This window comes from Acetobacterium sp. (assembly GCF_041752335.1).
Lineage (GTDB): Bacteria > Bacillota > Clostridia > Eubacteriales > Eubacteriaceae > Acetobacterium.
Genome location: NZ_JBGSHG010000062.1, coordinates 33,216 through 49,341 on the forward strand (window position 1 = coordinate 33,216; position 16,126 = coordinate 49,341).

At 43.4% G+C, this 16,126-nt stretch carries 15 protein-coding genes and 1 pseudogene; 14 read left to right on the forward strand and 2 right to left on the reverse strand.

The features are described from left to right. Positions 1–6 precede the first annotated feature (6 nt). The 13 genes from ACEW8F_RS07975 to ACEW8F_RS08035 all read left to right on the forward strand — a co-directional run bounded on the left by ACEW8F_RS07975 (position 7) and on the right by ACEW8F_RS08035 (position 12,574). Complete coding sequence (locus tag ACEW8F_RS07975) at positions 7–753, forward strand: ABC transporter ATP-binding protein (protein ID WP_373482943.1); 747 nt, start codon at positions 7–9, stop codon at positions 751–753. Positions 754–856: 103 nt separating this feature from the next. Next, a complete protein-coding gene (locus tag ACEW8F_RS07980; RefSeq protein ID WP_373482944.1) occupies positions 857–1,501 on the forward strand; it encodes a TetR/AcrR family transcriptional regulator in 645 nt (214 codons plus the stop codon). Then, entirely contained in the window at positions 1,498–2,865 is a 1,368-nt protein-coding gene (locus ACEW8F_RS07985; RefSeq protein ID WP_373482945.1) for a phenylacetate--CoA ligase family protein, read from the forward strand. The genes ACEW8F_RS07980 and ACEW8F_RS07985 overlap by 4 nt, the downstream gene beginning before the upstream one ends. 153 nt (positions 2,866–3,018) lie before the next feature. Then, the gene (locus ACEW8F_RS07990; protein ID WP_373482946.1) at positions 3,019–3,654 is read left to right on the forward strand and encodes a TetR/AcrR family transcriptional regulator; all 636 of its coding nucleotides are present in this window, start codon (positions 3,019–3,021) and stop codon (positions 3,652–3,654) included. Beyond that, positions 3,654–4,727 carry a radical SAM/SPASM domain-containing protein gene (locus ACEW8F_RS07995; protein ID WP_373482947.1) on the forward strand — a complete coding sequence of 358 codons (1,074 nt, stop codon included), beginning with the start codon at positions 3,654–3,656 and terminating at the stop codon, positions 4,725–4,727. Before ACEW8F_RS07990 ends, ACEW8F_RS07995 begins: the two co-directional genes overlap by 1 nt. A 386-nt stretch (positions 4,728–5,113) precedes the next feature. Then, positions 5,114–6,460, forward strand: coding sequence for a diguanylate cyclase domain-containing protein (locus tag ACEW8F_RS08000; RefSeq protein WP_373482948.1), 1,347 nt, complete (start codon positions 5,114–5,116; stop codon positions 6,458–6,460). A 105-nt stretch (positions 6,461–6,565) separates the two neighbouring features. After that, the gene (locus ACEW8F_RS08005; protein WP_373482949.1) at positions 6,566–6,907 is read left to right on the forward strand and encodes a zinc ribbon domain-containing protein YjdM; all 342 of its coding nucleotides are present in this window, start codon (positions 6,566–6,568) and stop codon (positions 6,905–6,907) included. A gap of 259 nt (positions 6,908–7,166) precedes the next feature. Further along, positions 7,167–7,553 carry a MerR family transcriptional regulator gene (locus ACEW8F_RS08010; RefSeq protein WP_373482950.1) on the forward strand — a complete coding sequence of 129 codons (387 nt, stop codon included), beginning with the start codon at positions 7,167–7,169 and terminating at the stop codon, positions 7,551–7,553. Between the two features lie 195 nt (positions 7,554–7,748). Beyond that, positions 7,749–8,900: an aldo/keto reductase gene (locus ACEW8F_RS08015; RefSeq protein WP_373482951.1), complete on the forward strand. Its 1,152-nt coding sequence runs from the start codon at positions 7,749–7,751 to the stop codon at positions 8,898–8,900. A 140-nt stretch (positions 8,901–9,040) separates the two neighbouring features. Next, the gene (gene larC, locus ACEW8F_RS08020) at positions 9,041–9,859 is read left to right on the forward strand and encodes a nickel insertion protein (protein ID WP_373482952.1); all 819 of its coding nucleotides are present in this window, start codon (positions 9,041–9,043) and stop codon (positions 9,857–9,859) included. A 263-nt stretch (positions 9,860–10,122) separates the two neighbouring features. Next, positions 10,123–10,698, forward strand: a complete 576-nt coding sequence (locus ACEW8F_RS08025) for a DapH/DapD/GlmU-related protein (RefSeq protein ID WP_373482953.1) — start codon at positions 10,123–10,125, stop codon at positions 10,696–10,698. Between the two features lie 37 nt (positions 10,699–10,735). Next, positions 10,736–11,878 carry an aldo/keto reductase gene (locus ACEW8F_RS08030; RefSeq protein ID WP_373482954.1) on the forward strand — a complete coding sequence of 381 codons (1,143 nt, stop codon included), beginning with the start codon at positions 10,736–10,738 and terminating at the stop codon, positions 11,876–11,878. A 192-nt stretch (positions 11,879–12,070) separates the two neighbouring features. After that, positions 12,071–12,574, forward strand: a complete 504-nt coding sequence (locus ACEW8F_RS08035; RefSeq protein WP_373482955.1) for an N-acetyltransferase family protein — start codon at positions 12,071–12,073, stop codon at positions 12,572–12,574. Between the two features lie 164 nt (positions 12,575–12,738). On the opposite strand, the gene ACEW8F_RS08040 is transcribed toward ACEW8F_RS08035, so the two are convergent. Together ACEW8F_RS08040 and ACEW8F_RS08045 are read right to left on the reverse strand one after the other, a co-directional pair. Further along, the gene (locus tag ACEW8F_RS08040) at positions 12,739–13,182 is read right to left on the reverse strand and encodes a hypothetical protein (protein WP_373482956.1); all 444 of its coding nucleotides are present in this window, start codon (positions 13,180–13,182) and stop codon (positions 12,739–12,741) included. 161 nt (positions 13,183–13,343) lie between these two features. Further along, positions 13,344–13,835 (reverse strand): annotated as a pseudogene (locus ACEW8F_RS08045) (polysaccharide biosynthesis C-terminal domain-containing protein); the annotation flags it as partial. A gap of 563 nt (positions 13,836–14,398) precedes the next feature. Here ACEW8F_RS08045 and ACEW8F_RS08050 point away from each other — a divergent pair. Further along, on the forward strand, positions 14,399–16,126 hold the full coding sequence (locus ACEW8F_RS08050) for an MATE family efflux transporter (protein ID WP_373482957.1): 1,728 nt from the start codon (positions 14,399–14,401) through the stop codon (positions 16,124–16,126).

Here is a 16,126-nt window from a genome sequence, read left to right on the forward strand (position 1 = left end):
ACAGTGATGATAAAAGTAGAACAGATCAGTAAATCCGTTAAGGGGAAGTCCCCGGTCGGTAATATGGCGAACGAAACAAGCATTTTAAAAGAGATCTCTTTTGAGATCGGCAGAGGCGATTTTGTCGCCGTGATGGGGCCTTCCGGATCGGGAAAATCCACCCTGCTTTACAGTGTCAGTGGCATGGATCAGGTAACTGCGGGGCGAATCGTTTTTGCTGGGGGCAACTTGACCGAAATGAATGAGGAAAGCCTGTCCGGGTTGCGGCTGAACAAAATGGGCTTTGTTTTTCAGCAGGCCCAGATGTTAAAAAATCTGTCGCTTTTCGACAACCTGATTCTCCCGGGACTGGTGGCGAAAAAAGAAAAACCGCAAGTCATCAGAAACCGGGCCCGGGATTTGATGAAACGGATGGATATTGACGGGCTTGGCGGTCGGGATATCCGGGAAGTTTCCGGGGGACAGCTGCAGCGGGCGTCGATCTGCCGGGCGATGATCAATAATCCGGAGGTGTTGTTTCTGGACGAACCCACCGGCGCCCTGAACTCCGAAGCCACCGATCAGGTCCTGAATATTCTGGAAGCTTTGAATGACGAAGGAATGACGATCATGACGGTTACCCATGATCCCCGGGTGGCTCTCCGCGCAAAAAAAGTCATTTATCTCCGCGACGGCGAGATCGCCGGCGGGAAAGAACTCATGGCGGGACCAAATCGAGAGCAGGAGCTGGACGACTGGCTGAAGCGTGTTTAAATAATGTGAATATTGGAAATAATCGGAACACCCTATTGACTGGCAAGTCAATAGGGTGTATGCTTAGATCATGCATTGACTAGCGAGTCAAAGGAGGGTTTTTATGGCAACTGAATCTTTTGAAAAAATATCCGATGAAAAAAAAGCGGCCATTATCCAGAGCGGAATCGCGGAATTCTCGAAAAAATCCTATATGGATGCCAGTACCGATGAGATTACTAAAAACTGTGGGATCTCTAAAGGGCTCCTGTTTCATTATTTTGGCAATAAGAAAAATTTTTATCTTTACTGTCTGGAGCAGGCCTTAAAACGCCTGCTCACAGAGGTTCCCAAGCCGGACAAGAGCGATTTTTATGGCATTATCTTTTCCTATGCTGATGAAAAATTTAAATTGTGCGAAAAATATCCCAGCGAAATGCATCTGGTCAATATGGCAGCCCGGGAAATGAGCACTAAGGTGCTTAACGAAAAGAATGAGCTGATCGTGCAGTATATGATCAGCACCCGTGAAAAATCCCAGAAGATTATGGAAAAAGCCATCGCTGCTCTTGAACTCAAAGACATCAACACAGAAAAACTAAAAGACGCCATAACGATATATTTGGGGGCGATTCTAAACAAATATCTGGAGAGATATAAGGAGACCCCAGAATTATTTTTTGAGCGTTCCGCAGAGATTAAAGCAGAAATAAAAGAGTACCTTGATTTCATGCTAAATGGGGTTGTGAAGGAAGGAGCATCATCATGAAACAAATCAGCTTAATGAAGGCGCTCTGGCTTTGTTGGCGCGATAAAAAAATGAGCAATTCAGAAAAAACCAGAGTCAGAGCAGAGTGGCTTAACCGTCTGGTGGCATATGCCAAGCAGAACAGCCCTTACTATCGCGAGCACTATCAAAACATTGGCGAGAATTTTAATCTGAGTGATTTACCACCAACGAACAAGGTCGATCTGATGGCGCATTTTGATGAGTGGATAACCACAAAAGATATCACCTTGAATGAAGTGGAAACATTTATGACGGATTTGGACAATATCGGGCGAAAAATCAAGGGGAAATATCTGGTGTTTACCACCAGCGGTTCCACGGGCAACCCCTTAGTAGCACTATGCGACCAATCCACCAATAATGTCATGGCCGGAATCAACATAATCCGAAGCTTTGCCAGAAAAGCAGACTTTATGGCCTTTCTGAAAGGGGGCGGAAAAACCATGGGGGTTTTTGCAACCGGTGGTTTTTATTTGGGGAATAGTTCGGTCCGGGCCCGCTTATTATCGATGCCCTGGAAAAAAAGACAGTTCGGTGTGATCAGCGCCCTCTATCCGCTTGCCCGGATCGTTGATGACCTGAATGCTTTTAAACCGACGATGCTGGGGGGCTATCCGACCATCCTCGAGCTGCTGATTGATGAACAGAAAAGTGGGCGGCTTAAGATCGCTCCGGTAATCATTATGACCGGTGGCGAGTACCTGAGTGATCAGCTTCGAGAGGCCCTGGAAGCGGCCTTTGGATGCCCGGTTCAAACCTCTTATTCCTGTACCGAAGGCGGCACCATTGCCTGTGAATGTCCGGAAAAGCATTTTCATATCAATGATGATTGGATCATTGTCGAGCCGGTTGATCATCAGAATCAGCCGGTGCCGGATGGGGTGCAGTCGGATAAGATCCTGATTACCAACCTTTATAATTATACCCAGCCTTTCATCCGCTACGAGGTCACTGACCGGGTGGTGATGCATCATGAACCCTGCCCCTGCAACAATCCGTCGCCCTGGCTGACCCTTGAGGGACGTACGGATGATATCCTGACCTTTTATGAAGAAGGAAAGGTCATTAAAATTCCGCCCCTGGCGATTTACGCAACACTTAAAGAAATCCATGGGATCCTCCGGTTTCAACTGATTGCACATGGACAGAATCAGCTCGAGTTGAGAATCACCCCCGGGATCGGGTACGAGCCACAGCGTTTATTTGAAGCAGCCCAGCAAAACCTGTCGGTCTTTCTGGCCAGCCATGGGGTGACCACTGCTCACATCTCATTCTCTGATTTGACGCCGATGCAGCATCCGCAAAGTGGGAAGTTTAAGCATATCATCAATAAACCCGAGTGATTTGAAGTGGCGGTCCTGGTAGGATTAGCCGATGCAGATATCCTGATCAAAATAAATTTTCGAAACACAGCTTGACAGGCTAGCGTTCATTAGCTATAATAAAGCTAATGAACGCTAGCTTTTAGTTTTTTGTAAGAAATTTAAGGAGAACCAATGACAAAACGCAATACCAGGGAAATAATATTAGAGGAAGCATTGAATCTGTTTTCGGTAAAAGGTTATCAGAGTGTAACGGTTAAAGAAATCGCCCAGGCGGTGGGCATCAAGGATAGCTCACTTTATAAACATTTTGACAGTAAGCAGGCCATTTATGATACCTTACTTACGTGGATGAATCAGAAATTTGAAGAAACCGTGACGTATTACCGATTGCCCCAGGGCGAGATGGAGAGTGTCGCCCGGGAATATGGCCGTAATGATCTGATCTGGCTTAAGAAAGCCTGCGAGGCCGTTTTTCTGTTTTTTCTGAAAGATCCGCAGGCATCGAAGTTTCGCCGGATGTTGACCATTGAACAGTATAAAAGTGATGATGCGGCCAAGACCTTGTATAACTGGTTTTTTAACGACGCCATTTTGTTTCAGACCGACTTATTTAGTGAGATGATCAGGCAGGGAACTTTCAGAGCGGGTCCACCGCAGATCATCGCTTTACAATTCTATGGCCCGTTCTACACCCTTTTATGTCAATATGATCAGCTGCCGGAAAAAGAAGATGAAGCAATGGCCCTGCTGATGGCCCATATTGAACAGTTTGCATCAATTTATCAAATAAGAAATGAGGAAAGCTGATGAATTTAAATAAAATGATGGATCAGGGCATTGCCCAAATTATGACAACCGCCGGCCGATTTTATCTGAACAATGCCAAGGGCCGGGCCTTTTTAATGAGTGTTTTACCGGAGCTGGGCAAAAGCAGCGCCCGCCGAAAGCAGCAGGAAAAAGCAGGCCTGCAGGTACCGCCATTTCTGATTGCCAGTATCGCCTCCCAATGTAATCTCCACTGTGCCGGATGTTATGCCCGGGCTGGCGGAGGCTGCGGCACAACCAGCGGCAAAACGGATATGGATGCCGGTCAATGGGGGAATGTTTTCGACCAGGCAGCAAAACTTGGTGTTGCCTTTATTTTACTGGCCGGAGGGGAGCCCTTTTTACGCCGGGATATTCTGGAACTGGCCGGGGAATACCCAAATGTAATCTTTCCAATTTTTACCAATGGCACGATGCTGGATCAGGAGACCATTGAATTTCTCGACAATCATCGTAATCTGATCCCCATTCTCAGCATTGAAGGCAATGCGAAAGAAACCGATTCCCGCCGTGGAGCGGGAACCCATGAGCAGATTGAAGCAGCCATGGCCGCCTTAAAAAAGCGCAAAATCCTGTTCGGAGCAGCCATTACCGTTACCAGGGAAAACATGGCGCTGGTGACCAGAAATGACTTTCTTGAAGCTCTCGAAGATAAAGGTTGTGGTGTGAATCTGTATGTGGAATATGTCCCGGCTGAACCAGGGACTGACTATCTGGTGCTTACACAAAGCGAAATCAAGCAACTGCAGGCGATTTGTCTTGAGCTGCGAAAATCCTTCCGTCGCATGGTGATCTTGTCCTTTCCTGGCGACGAGGAGGAAATGGGCGGCTGCCTGGCTTCCGGGCGGGGGTTTTTCCATATCAATCCCTATGGTGATGCCGAACCCTGTCCCTTTTCACCCCATGCCAAGCAGAACCTGACCAGTGATTCGGTGGAAGCTGTGCTCCGTTCCCAATATTTTGCTGATCTCCGGGAAATTGCCGCCAATGCCGGAAACCATGGTGGGTGTACCTTATTTGAGGTGAGCGATCAGGTCGAGAAATTGTTAGCGTAACCTTTTTGACAAGCGATTAAAGACGTCAAAATAAGACAACCCGGTGTGCTTTCGGCAAATACACCGGGCTGTTTTGCAATTGCAGAACACGTTAACGTAAAAGGTCGCTACGACACATCTGTTGATTACGAGTACGATGATTGGCAACGTTGAGAGACACTACCTTTTCATGAATCCGCCACCTGGTTGAGTTACCCTTACCATAATGTTGATTAAAATCTCTTGCATTTTATGTGAGGGATTTTTTTGATCACCATGAAGTACTAACGCTTTTGAAAAGATTAGCCGATATTTATCGCAGCAGAGGTCATTAAAATATGGTATTTATTCATTTTTGATGATAAACTAAAGTAACTGAAATAGCGAACAATTTACAGGAGAAAACGATGGATCAGAACAAAAGTGTTTTTAAAAAAAAGCTGGCAATCTTCATTTCAATAGCGGTATCCCTTTTTCTCCTGACGGTTTTTTTGCTGATCATCGGCATGTTTATGAATAATATGAAACAGCAGGAGATGTTAAAAACCACCGATAAATTCATAAATTTTAAAAGTCAGGTGGAACATTTAGTTTTCACAAACAAAACCCTGGTTCAGGGATTTGAGGCTTATGTCCTGATGAATCCAGCACTGGATGAATCCGAAGCCTACACTTATCTCAATAATCTCCTATCTAAAAACGAAAATCAGATCAGAAACATCGGGGTAAGTCAGGATACGACGATTATCTGGAATTATCCAAAGGAAGGAAATGCCGCGGCCATCGGAGTTGACCTGGCCAAGGTTGAGAGTCAGAAAGAGCTGGTTCTTAAGGTTAAGAATGAACAGGTGCCGATCTTCCAGGGGCCGGTAGAGTTGGTTCAAGGAGGAACCGGTTTTATTATCCGTCTTCCCATCGTCAGAAAGGATACCGGTTATTGGGGGCAGATCAGCATTGTCCTTAAAGGGGATAATATCATTGAAGAGATTAATGCCTATGCCGAAGCCGCCGGATTAAATGTCGCTATCTTCAATGATCAGAACCAAACGGTTCCTTTTTTTGGTTCTATGAGTGCCGTTGGCGAATCACCATTAACTTTTGATATTGATCCGGACTTTATTGACTGGAAGGTGGCCGTATCGCCCAAAGAAGGGCGTGAAAATAATCAGTTTATTTTTTGGGGTGTCACTTTTTTAGCGGTTTTAATAGCCGCCGGAGCCGGTCTGTTAACATTCAGAGCCCTAAAAACAAATTATCAATTACGGATTATGTCCAGTCACGATTCCCTAACAGGCCTTTTTAACCGCCATTATTTAAATGAATACCAGACCATGGTTCTGGCCTCAGCCAAAAGAAATAATCGGCAGGTCGGGTTTATGAGTATGGACTTAAATCATTTCAAGAATATCAATGACACCTACGGGCACAACGTTGGGGATCTGGTACTCGCTGAAACAGCCCGGGTTTTAAAATATAGCACCCGGACAAACGAGGCAGCTTTTCGACTGGGTGGCGATGAGTTTCTGATAATCATGCCGGATATAGAAGGCCGGACCGCATTGCAACAGGCCCGGGAAAGACTTGCAAACAGCTTTAAGACTGAATTTCATCTGGCCGATTATCCCGCTAAAATTGCAGTGAGTATTGGTACGGCCTTGTTTCCGGAGGATGGCAATAATATTGATGCATTGCTTCAGATTGCCGATGAAGAGATGTACGCGGATAAAAAGGAACAGAAAATGAAGCAAGCATAAAATCAGTCGGAGCAGCCATCGGGATGACTTGTCAACAGGGATGTATTATGATAATATGAATAGCTCGTGCCCCGGTAAAAAACAATTATGAATGGAGAATAAGATATGGAACAATTGCCAAATTGCCCAAAATGCAATTCAGAATATACCTATGAAGATGGAGAAATGCTGATCTGTCCAGAATGCGCCCATGAGTGGACTGTCGACGCAACAAACGAAAACGGCGGCGATGAAAAGATCGTCAAAGATTCAAATGGAAATGTTTTAGCAAGTGGAGATACGGTCATCTTAATCAAAGATCTGAAAGTTAAAGGCAGTTCTCAGGATTTGAAAAAGGGAACCAAAGTAAAAAATATTCGTCTGGTTGATGGCGATCATAATATTGATTGTAAAATTGATGGCTTTGGAGCGATGTCCTTAAAATCGGAGTTTGTTAAAAAGGCATAATGGCTCGAAATCAATAGCAGTATAACCCGGATAAATTTAAAAAAAATAAAAATCAAGACAAAAACTAAATACTTAACATACAAATAGCCCCCTGACTTTCACAAGTAGAAAATCAGGGGGCTATTTTTTTGAAAACGACGATTATCATAAAAAATCAATTGACTTGGAGTCCACTCCATATGATAAAGTGGATAGAACCAGTAAATGATGAATAAAATCACAGCGAAAGAAAATATTAAGTTAACCGAGGTGAATTTCCATGACCATTACCGAAGTAAGTAAAAAATATGATATCTCTCAGGATACCCTGCGGTATTATGAGCGGATTGGATTAATTCCGGCCGTCAATCGGACCAAAGGCGGAATGCGCGACTATACCGAAGAATCCTGCGGCTGGATTGAGCTGGCTAAATGCATGCGTTCGGCTGGAATTCCCATTGAAGCCCTGATTGAATACTGTGCTTTGACTCAGCAGGGAGATCAGACCATCACGGCCAGAAAAGAGTTGCTGTTTGAAGAACGGACAAAACTGCTGGAAAAAATGGAAGATATGAAAAAGACCTTGGATAAGCTCAATTACAAAATTGATATCTATGAAAAGGCCGAAGTCACCGGGGTTTTATCCTGGGATAAACCAAATGATTGACTGAGTAAATGAGCAGTTTTAAAATCTCCGTACCTTAAATGGGCGGAGATTTTTTGAAAAAATTAATAAAAGTATTGACTTGGAGTAAAGTCAAGATGGTAGTATAGTAATAGTAGACAAATAATCCATTATAAATTAATTTGACTAAACAGTCTGTCACAGATTGTTTAAATCTAAAATTAGGGAGACTAAAAGATGTTGTATCGAAAATTCGGAAAAACAAATGAAGAGGTTTCAGTTTTAGGGTTTGGTTGTATGCGCTTGCCGGTTATCGACGGGGTCCAAAACAATATCGATGATGAAAAAGCTATTGAAATGCTAAGATACGCCATTGATCATGGTGTGAACTATATCGATACCGCTTATCCTTATCATGGTACCGGTTTTGACAAAGGCGGAGAGAGCGAACTTTTTGTGGCCCGGGCCTTAAAAGATGGCTATCGCGAACGGGTTAAAATCGCGACCAAGCTTCCGTCATGGCTGATTCAGTCACGGGCGGATATGGAGCGATTATTGGATGAACAGTTGAAACGGCTGGAAACTGATACCATTGATTTTTACCTGCTGCATGGACTCAACAGAGGTTTCTGGCAAAATCTGAAAAATTTGGGAGCTCTTGAATTTCTGGATCAGGCCATCAAAGACGGTAAAATCAAACATGCCGGTTTTTCGTTTCATGATGATTTTGATTTATTTGTCGAAATTGTCGATGCTTATGATTGGTCTTTTTGTCAAATCCAATACAATTATCTGGACGAAAACTATCAGGCCGGTAAAAAAGGCCTGGAATATGCGGCCGGTAAAGGAATGGGAATCACCATTATGGAACCCATCAGAGGTGGGTCTCTGGTTGATAAATTACCCCAGGAAGTTTTAGCCACCTGGGAGAATGCACCAATCAAAAGAACCCCGGCGCAATGGGCACTGCGGTGGGTCATGAATCATCCTGAAGTTTCCGTGGTGCTCAGTGGCATGACGACGATGGAGCAGGTGGTCGATAATATCAATACTGCCAATGCCGGGGCAGCCAATTCATTAACCAATGAAGAACTGGCGTTAGTAGATTTTGCCAAGAAAACAATAACAGAAAAGATGAAGGTCAACTGTACAAATTGCCGGTATTGTATGCCCTGTCCATCCGGGGTCGATATTCCCGGACATTTTGCTCTTTATAATAATGCTTTTTTATTTGATGCACTACCAAGAGCCAAAGGTCTATACGAGACGATGTTTCCGCAAGATGCTAAAGCCTCCAATTGCGTTGAATGTGGAAAATGTGAAGAACATTGTCCCCAGAATATTGCTATTATCGAGGAATTGAAAAATGTCAGAGCAGCCTTAGAATAAAGTTGACGCGATAAAATCTCCGTACCTTAAAGGTACGGAGATTTTTTTAAGAAAAGAATAAAGGGGATTGACTTGGAGTGAACTCCAGATGTTACAGTTAATACTATCAATGCGATACACGCGTAAAACCAGAGGTGGAAATGGAAACACAGGAAATATTAAAAAAAGTAAAAACGGGAGAGATCTCTGTGGAAGAAGCAGAGTTTTTTTTTCGTCGGCAGCCCTTTGAAGAAATGGGTTATGCCAAACTGGATATGCACCGAAAGATGCGGTCCGGTTTTGCCGAGGTGATCTTCTGTAGCGGTAAGGCAGATGCCCATTTGCTCAATATATTTGGAAAGCTTTATGAAGAAGACGGGGAGGTGATGGGAACCCGGGCCACTAGCCATCAGTATGAAATGATCAAGGCAGCCTATCCGGAAGTTGTGTACGATGAGATCTCCCGGATTATCAAAATCGAAAAACAGGACGGCATTTATAAACTGGAAACTAATATTGATGACTGTGGCGGTGAAATTTTGGGCTTTGTCATGGAGCGGTTGTTTGAGGCCGGTGCCCGAGATGTCCATTACATGCCGGTTTATATGAAAAAAAACCGGCCCGCCTATCTGCTCAATGTGATCTGCACCAAAGCGGATATCGAAACCTTGGAGCAGATCATTTTTGAAGAAACCACCACCATCGGGATCAGGCGGATTCAAATGGAAAGCACTGGCTTAAAGCGGTCTGTTAGAAAAATCAAAACTAGTCTGGGGGAAGCTCAGGTAAAGGTCTGTGAACTGGAATCGGGAAAACGGATTTATCCCGAATATGCCAGTGTGGTGGAGCTATGTGAAAAACACCAGATCGCTTATCAGGATGCCTACCACATTATCAAAAAAGAGTGTGAAGCGGCTGAAGGCATAAGAGGCAGTAAAATCGTTGGACTCAATCGCTTTGAGTTGCCATTATCCTCATGACTTAGTAACGAAAAATATATCATAACGAAGGGAAACATTAAGGAACTATTGAATTTTAGGACGAACGGAATAAAGGTCAGTGAGATTGGGATCATTATGCTTTGCTGAGCCACCATGCCGGCGAAGGTATCGAATGTGGTGAGTGTATCAAAAACTGCCCCTTTGGCGTGCCAATCATTGAGAAAATGAAACAGGCAGTGATTGTTTTTGGAAAATAATAGGGATGATTAAATGATAAAGTATCGGAGGATTAAAGAGAAAAAATGGATATTGATGAATTTTTAGAACACTTAAATCAGGGAGAAGTGGTTAAAGGTGGCTCAGAAGTCTATTTGATGATGCACAACATTTCCCAGGAGGCGCTGAAACTGACAACAGAGCTCAATGGCAGCTATCATCCGCCAGAAGAAATTCGAGAAATATTTTTTAGACTGACGGGAAAACCAGTGGATGAGACATTTGGATTGTTCCCGCCATTTTATACCGACTGTGGTAAGAATATTTGTCTGGGAAAAAATGTTTTTATCAATTCAGGTTGCCGTTTTCAGGATCAAGGTGGCATTATCATCGGTGATGGGGTTCTGATCGGCCATAATGTGGTGCTGGCAACCCTCAACCACGATGTCGATCCGCAAAAACGCAGCGACATATTTCCAGCGCCAATCCGAATTGGAAATAATGTCTGGATCGGTGCTCAGGCTACGGTACTTCCCGGGGTTACTATTGGTGACGGAGCCATTATCGCGGCCGGAGCAGTGGTAAGCAGAGATGTACCGGCTAATGTGATTGTCGGCGGAGTCCCGGCCAAGATCATCAAAAAGATTGAAATAAATCAATAATTAGTAACGAAATAGCAAAAAAATTGGAGGAACAAAAATGATTTATCAGGATTTTCAGGACAAAAAACTATCGGCATTGGGTTTTGGGGGCATGCGTCTGCCAACGATTGGCGAAGGCTTTAGTGCTCCGGTCAATGAGGAAGAAACAGCAATGATGGTGGATGTTGCCATTAAGAATGGGGTGAACTATTTTGATACGGCTTACGCCTACCATGGCGGAGCATCCGAAACCGTGTTGGGAAAAACGCTCAAAAATTATCCCCGGGACAGCTATTATCTGGCCAGCAAATTTCCGGGCTATGAAGTCAGAGAAAGCTGGGATGCGAAAGCTCAGTTTGAGGAACAGCTGGAAAAATGCGGCGTCGATTATTTTGACTTTTATCTGGTCCACAATGTCTATGAGCGAAATATCGATGTCTATTTTGACGAACGCTGGGGAATTGTTGAGTACCTGATTGAACAGAAGAAAAACGGCCGGATCAAGCATCTGGGTTTTTCGACCCATGGGCTGAAGCCAACCATTGAACGTTTTATTGAACGCTACGGCGAGCATATGGAATTTTGTCAGATCCAACTGAATTACCTGGATTGGAAATTACAGAAGGCCAATGAAATCTATGAGATGCTGGTCGAAAAGAATATGCCCATTTGGGTGATGGAGCCGGTTCGGGGTGGGGCCCTGGCCAGTTTTGACGAGGAAAAAACGGCCAAGCTCCGTGAATTGCGACCAGATGAAAGTACCGCAGCCTGGGCCTTCCGCTTTCTGCAGGGATTACCCGGTGTGGAAGTGACCCTGTCAGGGATGTCAACGCTGGAACAGGTGGAGGAAAACATCAAAACCTATGAATCGATTAAACCGCTGACAGCCCAGGAACAATCAGTAGTTGCGGAAATCAGAGATAGTATGCTCGCGATGCTGCCCTGTACGGCTTGTAAATATTGCTGTTCCGAGTGTCCCCAAGAATTGGATATTCCGACACTACTACATCATTATAATGATCACAAATTCCAACCGGGCTTTATTGCCCCGATGGCGATTGCCGGAATGGACGAGGAAAAGCGACCGGGTGCCTGCATTGAATGTGGTCAGTGTAAACAGGTCTGTCCGCAGAATATTGATATCCCCACTGCTTTGAAAGATTTCCAGAAGATGCTGGATGAAGGTTCGGCCTGGGGTTGATCTGATTCTTAAAATTGAACCATTGCAAAAATCGCTGTTTCTGAAAATTTACTTATAGTATAATACCATCAAGAAATCGGTGTGTCCGAAACAGCGCATCACGGTTCGAAAAATAAACAGAATTCCAGAATCATTGATGATTAAGGTTTGGAGTTTTTTTTATGAGTTTGATTTTGAAAGAGGAGCAAAGATATGAGTGTTGCATTAAAACAGGGGTTAACCTTCAGAATGGCGGAAGAAAAGGATGTTAGCCTGATTCTTTTTTTCATAAAAGAACTGGCCAGCTATGAAAAAATGCTCGACCAGGTCGTGGCTACCGAGGCATTATTGACAGAATGGCTGTTTGAAAAGAAAACAGCCGAGGTCATTTTTGCAGAGCTTCAAGGAAAGGAAATCGGTTTTGCATTATACTTCCATAATTTTTCAACCTTTTTGGGACAGGCCGGGCTTTATCTGGAAGATTTATATGTTCTGCCAGTGTACCGAGGCAATGGTTATGGAAAGGCAATTCTAAAACAGCTCGCCAAAATCGCCGTTGAACGGGGCTGTGGTCGGCTGGAGTGGTGGTGTCTTGACTGGAATCAACCAAGTATTGATTTTTATTTGTCGCTTGGGGCAAAAGCAATGGATGAATGGACGGTTTACCGGATTACCGGGGAGACCCTATTGGAAATGGCAAGTGAAACATCTAAATAACGCAATAAAGCCAACCGAAAATACTATCAAAATAGTTAGCAATATTTTCTGATACTTCCAGATCCACAATCAGACAAAAACCATGGAGCATGTTTAGCTCCATGGTTTTTGTTTCGTTTTATACAAAGGTCTTAAATAAAATTAGTCAGTAAACCTGAAAAAAATCAGTCTTTCTTTTTTTGCATTTCCTGTTTTTTTAGCTCAAATTTCTTTTTATAGTAACAGGCATAAACCTGGGCGTTTTGCTCCTGCTGTTCGCTGACAGTAAGTAAGCGGCACTTGTTGATAACCATCATCTGCCCTTTAAAAATGAGATAGATATCTTCCACGTCTTTTAGCATTTTGTTGGGATCTGATAATTGATTGATTGTTTCTTCAGCTAAAATCGATAATTGTTTTTTTATTTCAGAATCTGATAACCGCACTGATAAATCAGCCTTGTTTTTATTCTTTTGGGGGAGATTTGTTGAAGTGCTTAAGGCCGATTCTGAAGGAGTAGGGGATGCTAAAGGAGTCGGTGATTCTGAGGGCGCTTCTGTAAGGGGATCCTTTTTTTCTTTTTTTGTTAATTTTATACGTCCATGGTATTCTTCTCTGGTGATTCGCAAGATTGTTACCTCCACTATAGTTTAGGAATAAGCTTATTCAATAAAAATTGATGTTTAAAATTCGAATTGATAATTCTTTTATTCTATCACTTTTTAAGCAAAATGACTATTGTTAAATTCATCGAGACCTTGTCTATTGCAAAAAGCAAAGGAAAAGTTGGCTACTGATTTTGATTTATAGGATCAGCGGCAATTCTTTTTATCCATTTTCGGCTCTTCAATCGATAAATACACCAGATCGCTTTGATAATCTGATCAATTTTCAGCAGCGCATAGATCCAAAATGCTGGTAAATGCCAGACCAAACCAGCCAATGCCCCAAGCGGAACTGAGGCAACCCATAAAAAAATAATGTCCGCCACCATTAAAAACCGGGTGTCCCCGCCGCCGCGCAGAACCCCCTTGGTCAGGATGCTGTTGGCAGATTGAAAGATAACAATAACCCGGGCAATAAGAGTAGATAGGGCAGAGCCCTTGATACCCATCCGGGGGGCTCCGAAATTCCCAAATATAAATAAATAATTAAAGAAAATATTGATGATAAATGCAAAAATTGACGAAATTAACGGGAGACGAACCTGACCGACGCTTCGCAGCACAATGGTGGATGTCAGCGAAAGACCTAAAAGCAGGTAACAGGGAACCGCCCATGTAAAATAGCGTGCGCCTGTTCAAGCAGAGTCGTCAAGATCGGAGTGAGGAAATGGACAGGACTAAAGCCCAGGAAGAGAGAATGCCAAAAAAATAAAAACAACGGTTCTCCGACGAGACCGTTGCTTTCATGAAAGGTTAGAATAGTTTAAGTGTGTATGATGCTTTGTCTATTTATAATATACATTGAAATACTTAAATGCATCTTGAAATGATTCTTGATTAAGAAGTTGTTAAGAAATTTTAAAATAGGTTTTAAGAAGTAGCGTTCAAAAAAAACAAAACGCAGCTATTTTATTTCATTCTGATGAATAAATAGCCTTTGTTTTTCTAAAATGCTGGCAACTTATCAAATAATTGTTCGACAAAGAAATGCGTTTGTATGCTATAATAATTTGGTATAGCGTTTTTCAGATTGGGCAATTTTGTTTGTACTAATCATTTTTGTTTAATCTGTGATAGGATAAATTTTACGATCAAAAATCCTTAATAATAAACATGTGTTTCAATTCGCAGGGGAACAGGTTTTATAACGGTAGAAAAAGGAGTCAATTGAGAGGACGTAATGAATAATCAACATTTTGTTAATAAGGCTTTTCGTGTATTTGTTATCAACAGTATCCTTTCCTCAGCAGGGGTGGTGCTGGGAACCTTTGTGGATGCCATCATTCTGGGGAATGCTTTTGGGGAGATTGGGCTGTCGGTCCTGGCAGTTTCAATGCCGGTATATATGGTTTACAACTTGTTTGGTTACGCCTTTGGGGTTGGCGGATCCCTGAAGGTATCGGAGTCCATCGGCGCCGAGGATAAGGATGGGGTCAGGGTCAATTTTACCCAGGCGATGTTTTTTGCGGCGGCAGTTGGATTGATTATTGCAGTATTGGGAATGTTCTTTCTGCCAGAAATTATTGGTCTCACCGGGGGTGCGGGGATTGCTGCCGCCAGGGATTATATGTGGCCGATTGTACTCACGGCACCGATATTCATTCTGGCGCCGGTGATGTCCCTGCTGATTCGCAGTGATGCCGATCCGTTTTTGTCCACTCTGGGCATCAGCGTATCGGTGGTCGTAAATCTGGTGCTGGATCTGATCTTCATCTTTGGATTGAACATGGGCGTGTTTGGCGGGGCCCTGGCCATGGTTATTGGACAGCTGTGTGCAATTGCCGTCTACGGCATACACTTTTTTAAAAAGCACAATCACCTTGAATTGTGTCAGGCTTCTCTTAGTCCCAAAGCTGGCTATCAGCTTTTTCTGGGGGGCTTCGGGATCGCTTCGGCTTTTATTTATCAGGGGATCACTCTCGTTGTCATCAATAATCTGCTGAGTGTGACAGTGGGATTAGGGGGACTGGCCATCTATAATATTCTTTTTAATGTCTCCCTGTTTGCCTACGCCATATTTGATGGTATTTCGTTGGCGCTGGCTCCGCTGGTGGCAACTTTTGCCGGGGAGAAGGATACTGAAGGCGTTTATAACACCATGGGCCTATCGTTAAAAACAGCAGTTTTACTCAGTGCCTTATGTGCACTGGTTTTGCTTGTTTTCGCAGAACCGATTGCGGCCATGTTTGGGGTGGCAGACAATCTAACCCTGGTGGCTCAGACGATCAGGATCTTTGCCTTCGGAGTGGTACAAACCTGCTTTAACTGTGTCATGGCACATTTTTATCAGACCATTAAGCGGCCGACATTGGCAGGGATTATCTATTTTATGCGGGGATTTTTACTGCTGATTGCCTTTTCGGCCTGGTTTATTCCGATTGTTGGGGTGCAGGGAACAGCATTGGCGATGGTAGCGGCGGAAACGGCAACCATGGCGATCCTGCTCTTTACCGCACTGGTGCTCAAAAAAAAGGGCGGATATCGAAATATTTTGTTATTTAAAGAACCCATTATAGCAAAGGATAATCTATATGAAACTACCCTTTCTTCGGATATTAAAGAGCTGGAGAAATGTGTGGAAGAGATCGAAGCTTTTTGTGAAAGGCTGGATATTGACAGTAAGGATGCCTATTTCATTAATTTAACCATTGAAGAGTTGGCGGCCAATATTATTAATTTCGGCTTCAATGATGGGAAACCCCATTATATTCATATAAAAATTGCGTTATTTGACGAGGATATCTACATTCGGCTCAGGGATGACAGCACCAGCTATAATCCCTTTGAAGAATCGGAAAAACCTGATGAAGCCCTGGATTATCTGGGTGTATCGATTGTTCGCAAAAAAGCAAAATCCTTTGCTTATAATCGAACTCTGGTATTCAATAATCTTCTTATTATTCTGTGA

What these genes read in the sequence shown, in the direction of transcription:
- ACEW8F_RS07980 (WP_373482944.1), top strand. Translation starts at nt 857, where the DNA reads ATGGCAACTGAATCTTTTGAAAAAATATCCGATGAAAAAAAAGCGGCC.
- ACEW8F_RS08050 (WP_373482957.1), top strand. Translation starts at nt 14,399, where the DNA reads ATGAATAATCAACATTTTGTTAATAAGGCTTTTCGTGTATTTGTTATC.
- ACEW8F_RS08015 (WP_373482951.1), top strand. Translation starts at nt 7,749, where the DNA reads ATGTTGTATCGAAAATTCGGAAAAACAAATGAAGAGGTTTCAGTTTTA.
- ACEW8F_RS07995 (WP_373482947.1), top strand. Translation starts at nt 3,654, where the DNA reads ATGAATTTAAATAAAATGATGGATCAGGGCATTGCCCAAATTATGACA.
- ACEW8F_RS08025 (WP_373482953.1), top strand. Translation starts at nt 10,123, where the DNA reads ATGGATATTGATGAATTTTTAGAACACTTAAATCAGGGAGAAGTGGTT.
- ACEW8F_RS08035 (WP_373482955.1), top strand. Translation starts at nt 12,071, where the DNA reads ATGAGTGTTGCATTAAAACAGGGGTTAACCTTCAGAATGGCGGAAGAA.
- larC (WP_373482952.1), top strand. Translation starts at nt 9,041, where the DNA reads ATGGAAACACAGGAAATATTAAAAAAAGTAAAAACGGGAGAGATCTCT.
- ACEW8F_RS08010 (WP_373482950.1), top strand. Translation starts at nt 7,167, where the DNA reads ATGACCATTACCGAAGTAAGTAAAAAATATGATATCTCTCAGGATACC.
- ACEW8F_RS08000 (WP_373482948.1), top strand. Translation starts at nt 5,114, where the DNA reads ATGGATCAGAACAAAAGTGTTTTTAAAAAAAAGCTGGCAATCTTCATT.
- ACEW8F_RS07975 (WP_373482943.1), top strand. Translation starts at nt 7, where the DNA reads ATGATAAAAGTAGAACAGATCAGTAAATCCGTTAAGGGGAAGTCCCCG.
- ACEW8F_RS08005 (WP_373482949.1), top strand. Translation starts at nt 6,566, where the DNA reads ATGGAACAATTGCCAAATTGCCCAAAATGCAATTCAGAATATACCTAT.
- ACEW8F_RS07990 (WP_373482946.1), top strand. Translation starts at nt 3,019, where the DNA reads ATGACAAAACGCAATACCAGGGAAATAATATTAGAGGAAGCATTGAAT.
- ACEW8F_RS07985 (WP_373482945.1), top strand. Translation starts at nt 1,498, where the DNA reads ATGAAACAAATCAGCTTAATGAAGGCGCTCTGGCTTTGTTGGCGCGAT.
- ACEW8F_RS08030 (WP_373482954.1), top strand. Translation starts at nt 10,736, where the DNA reads ATGATTTATCAGGATTTTCAGGACAAAAAACTATCGGCATTGGGTTTT.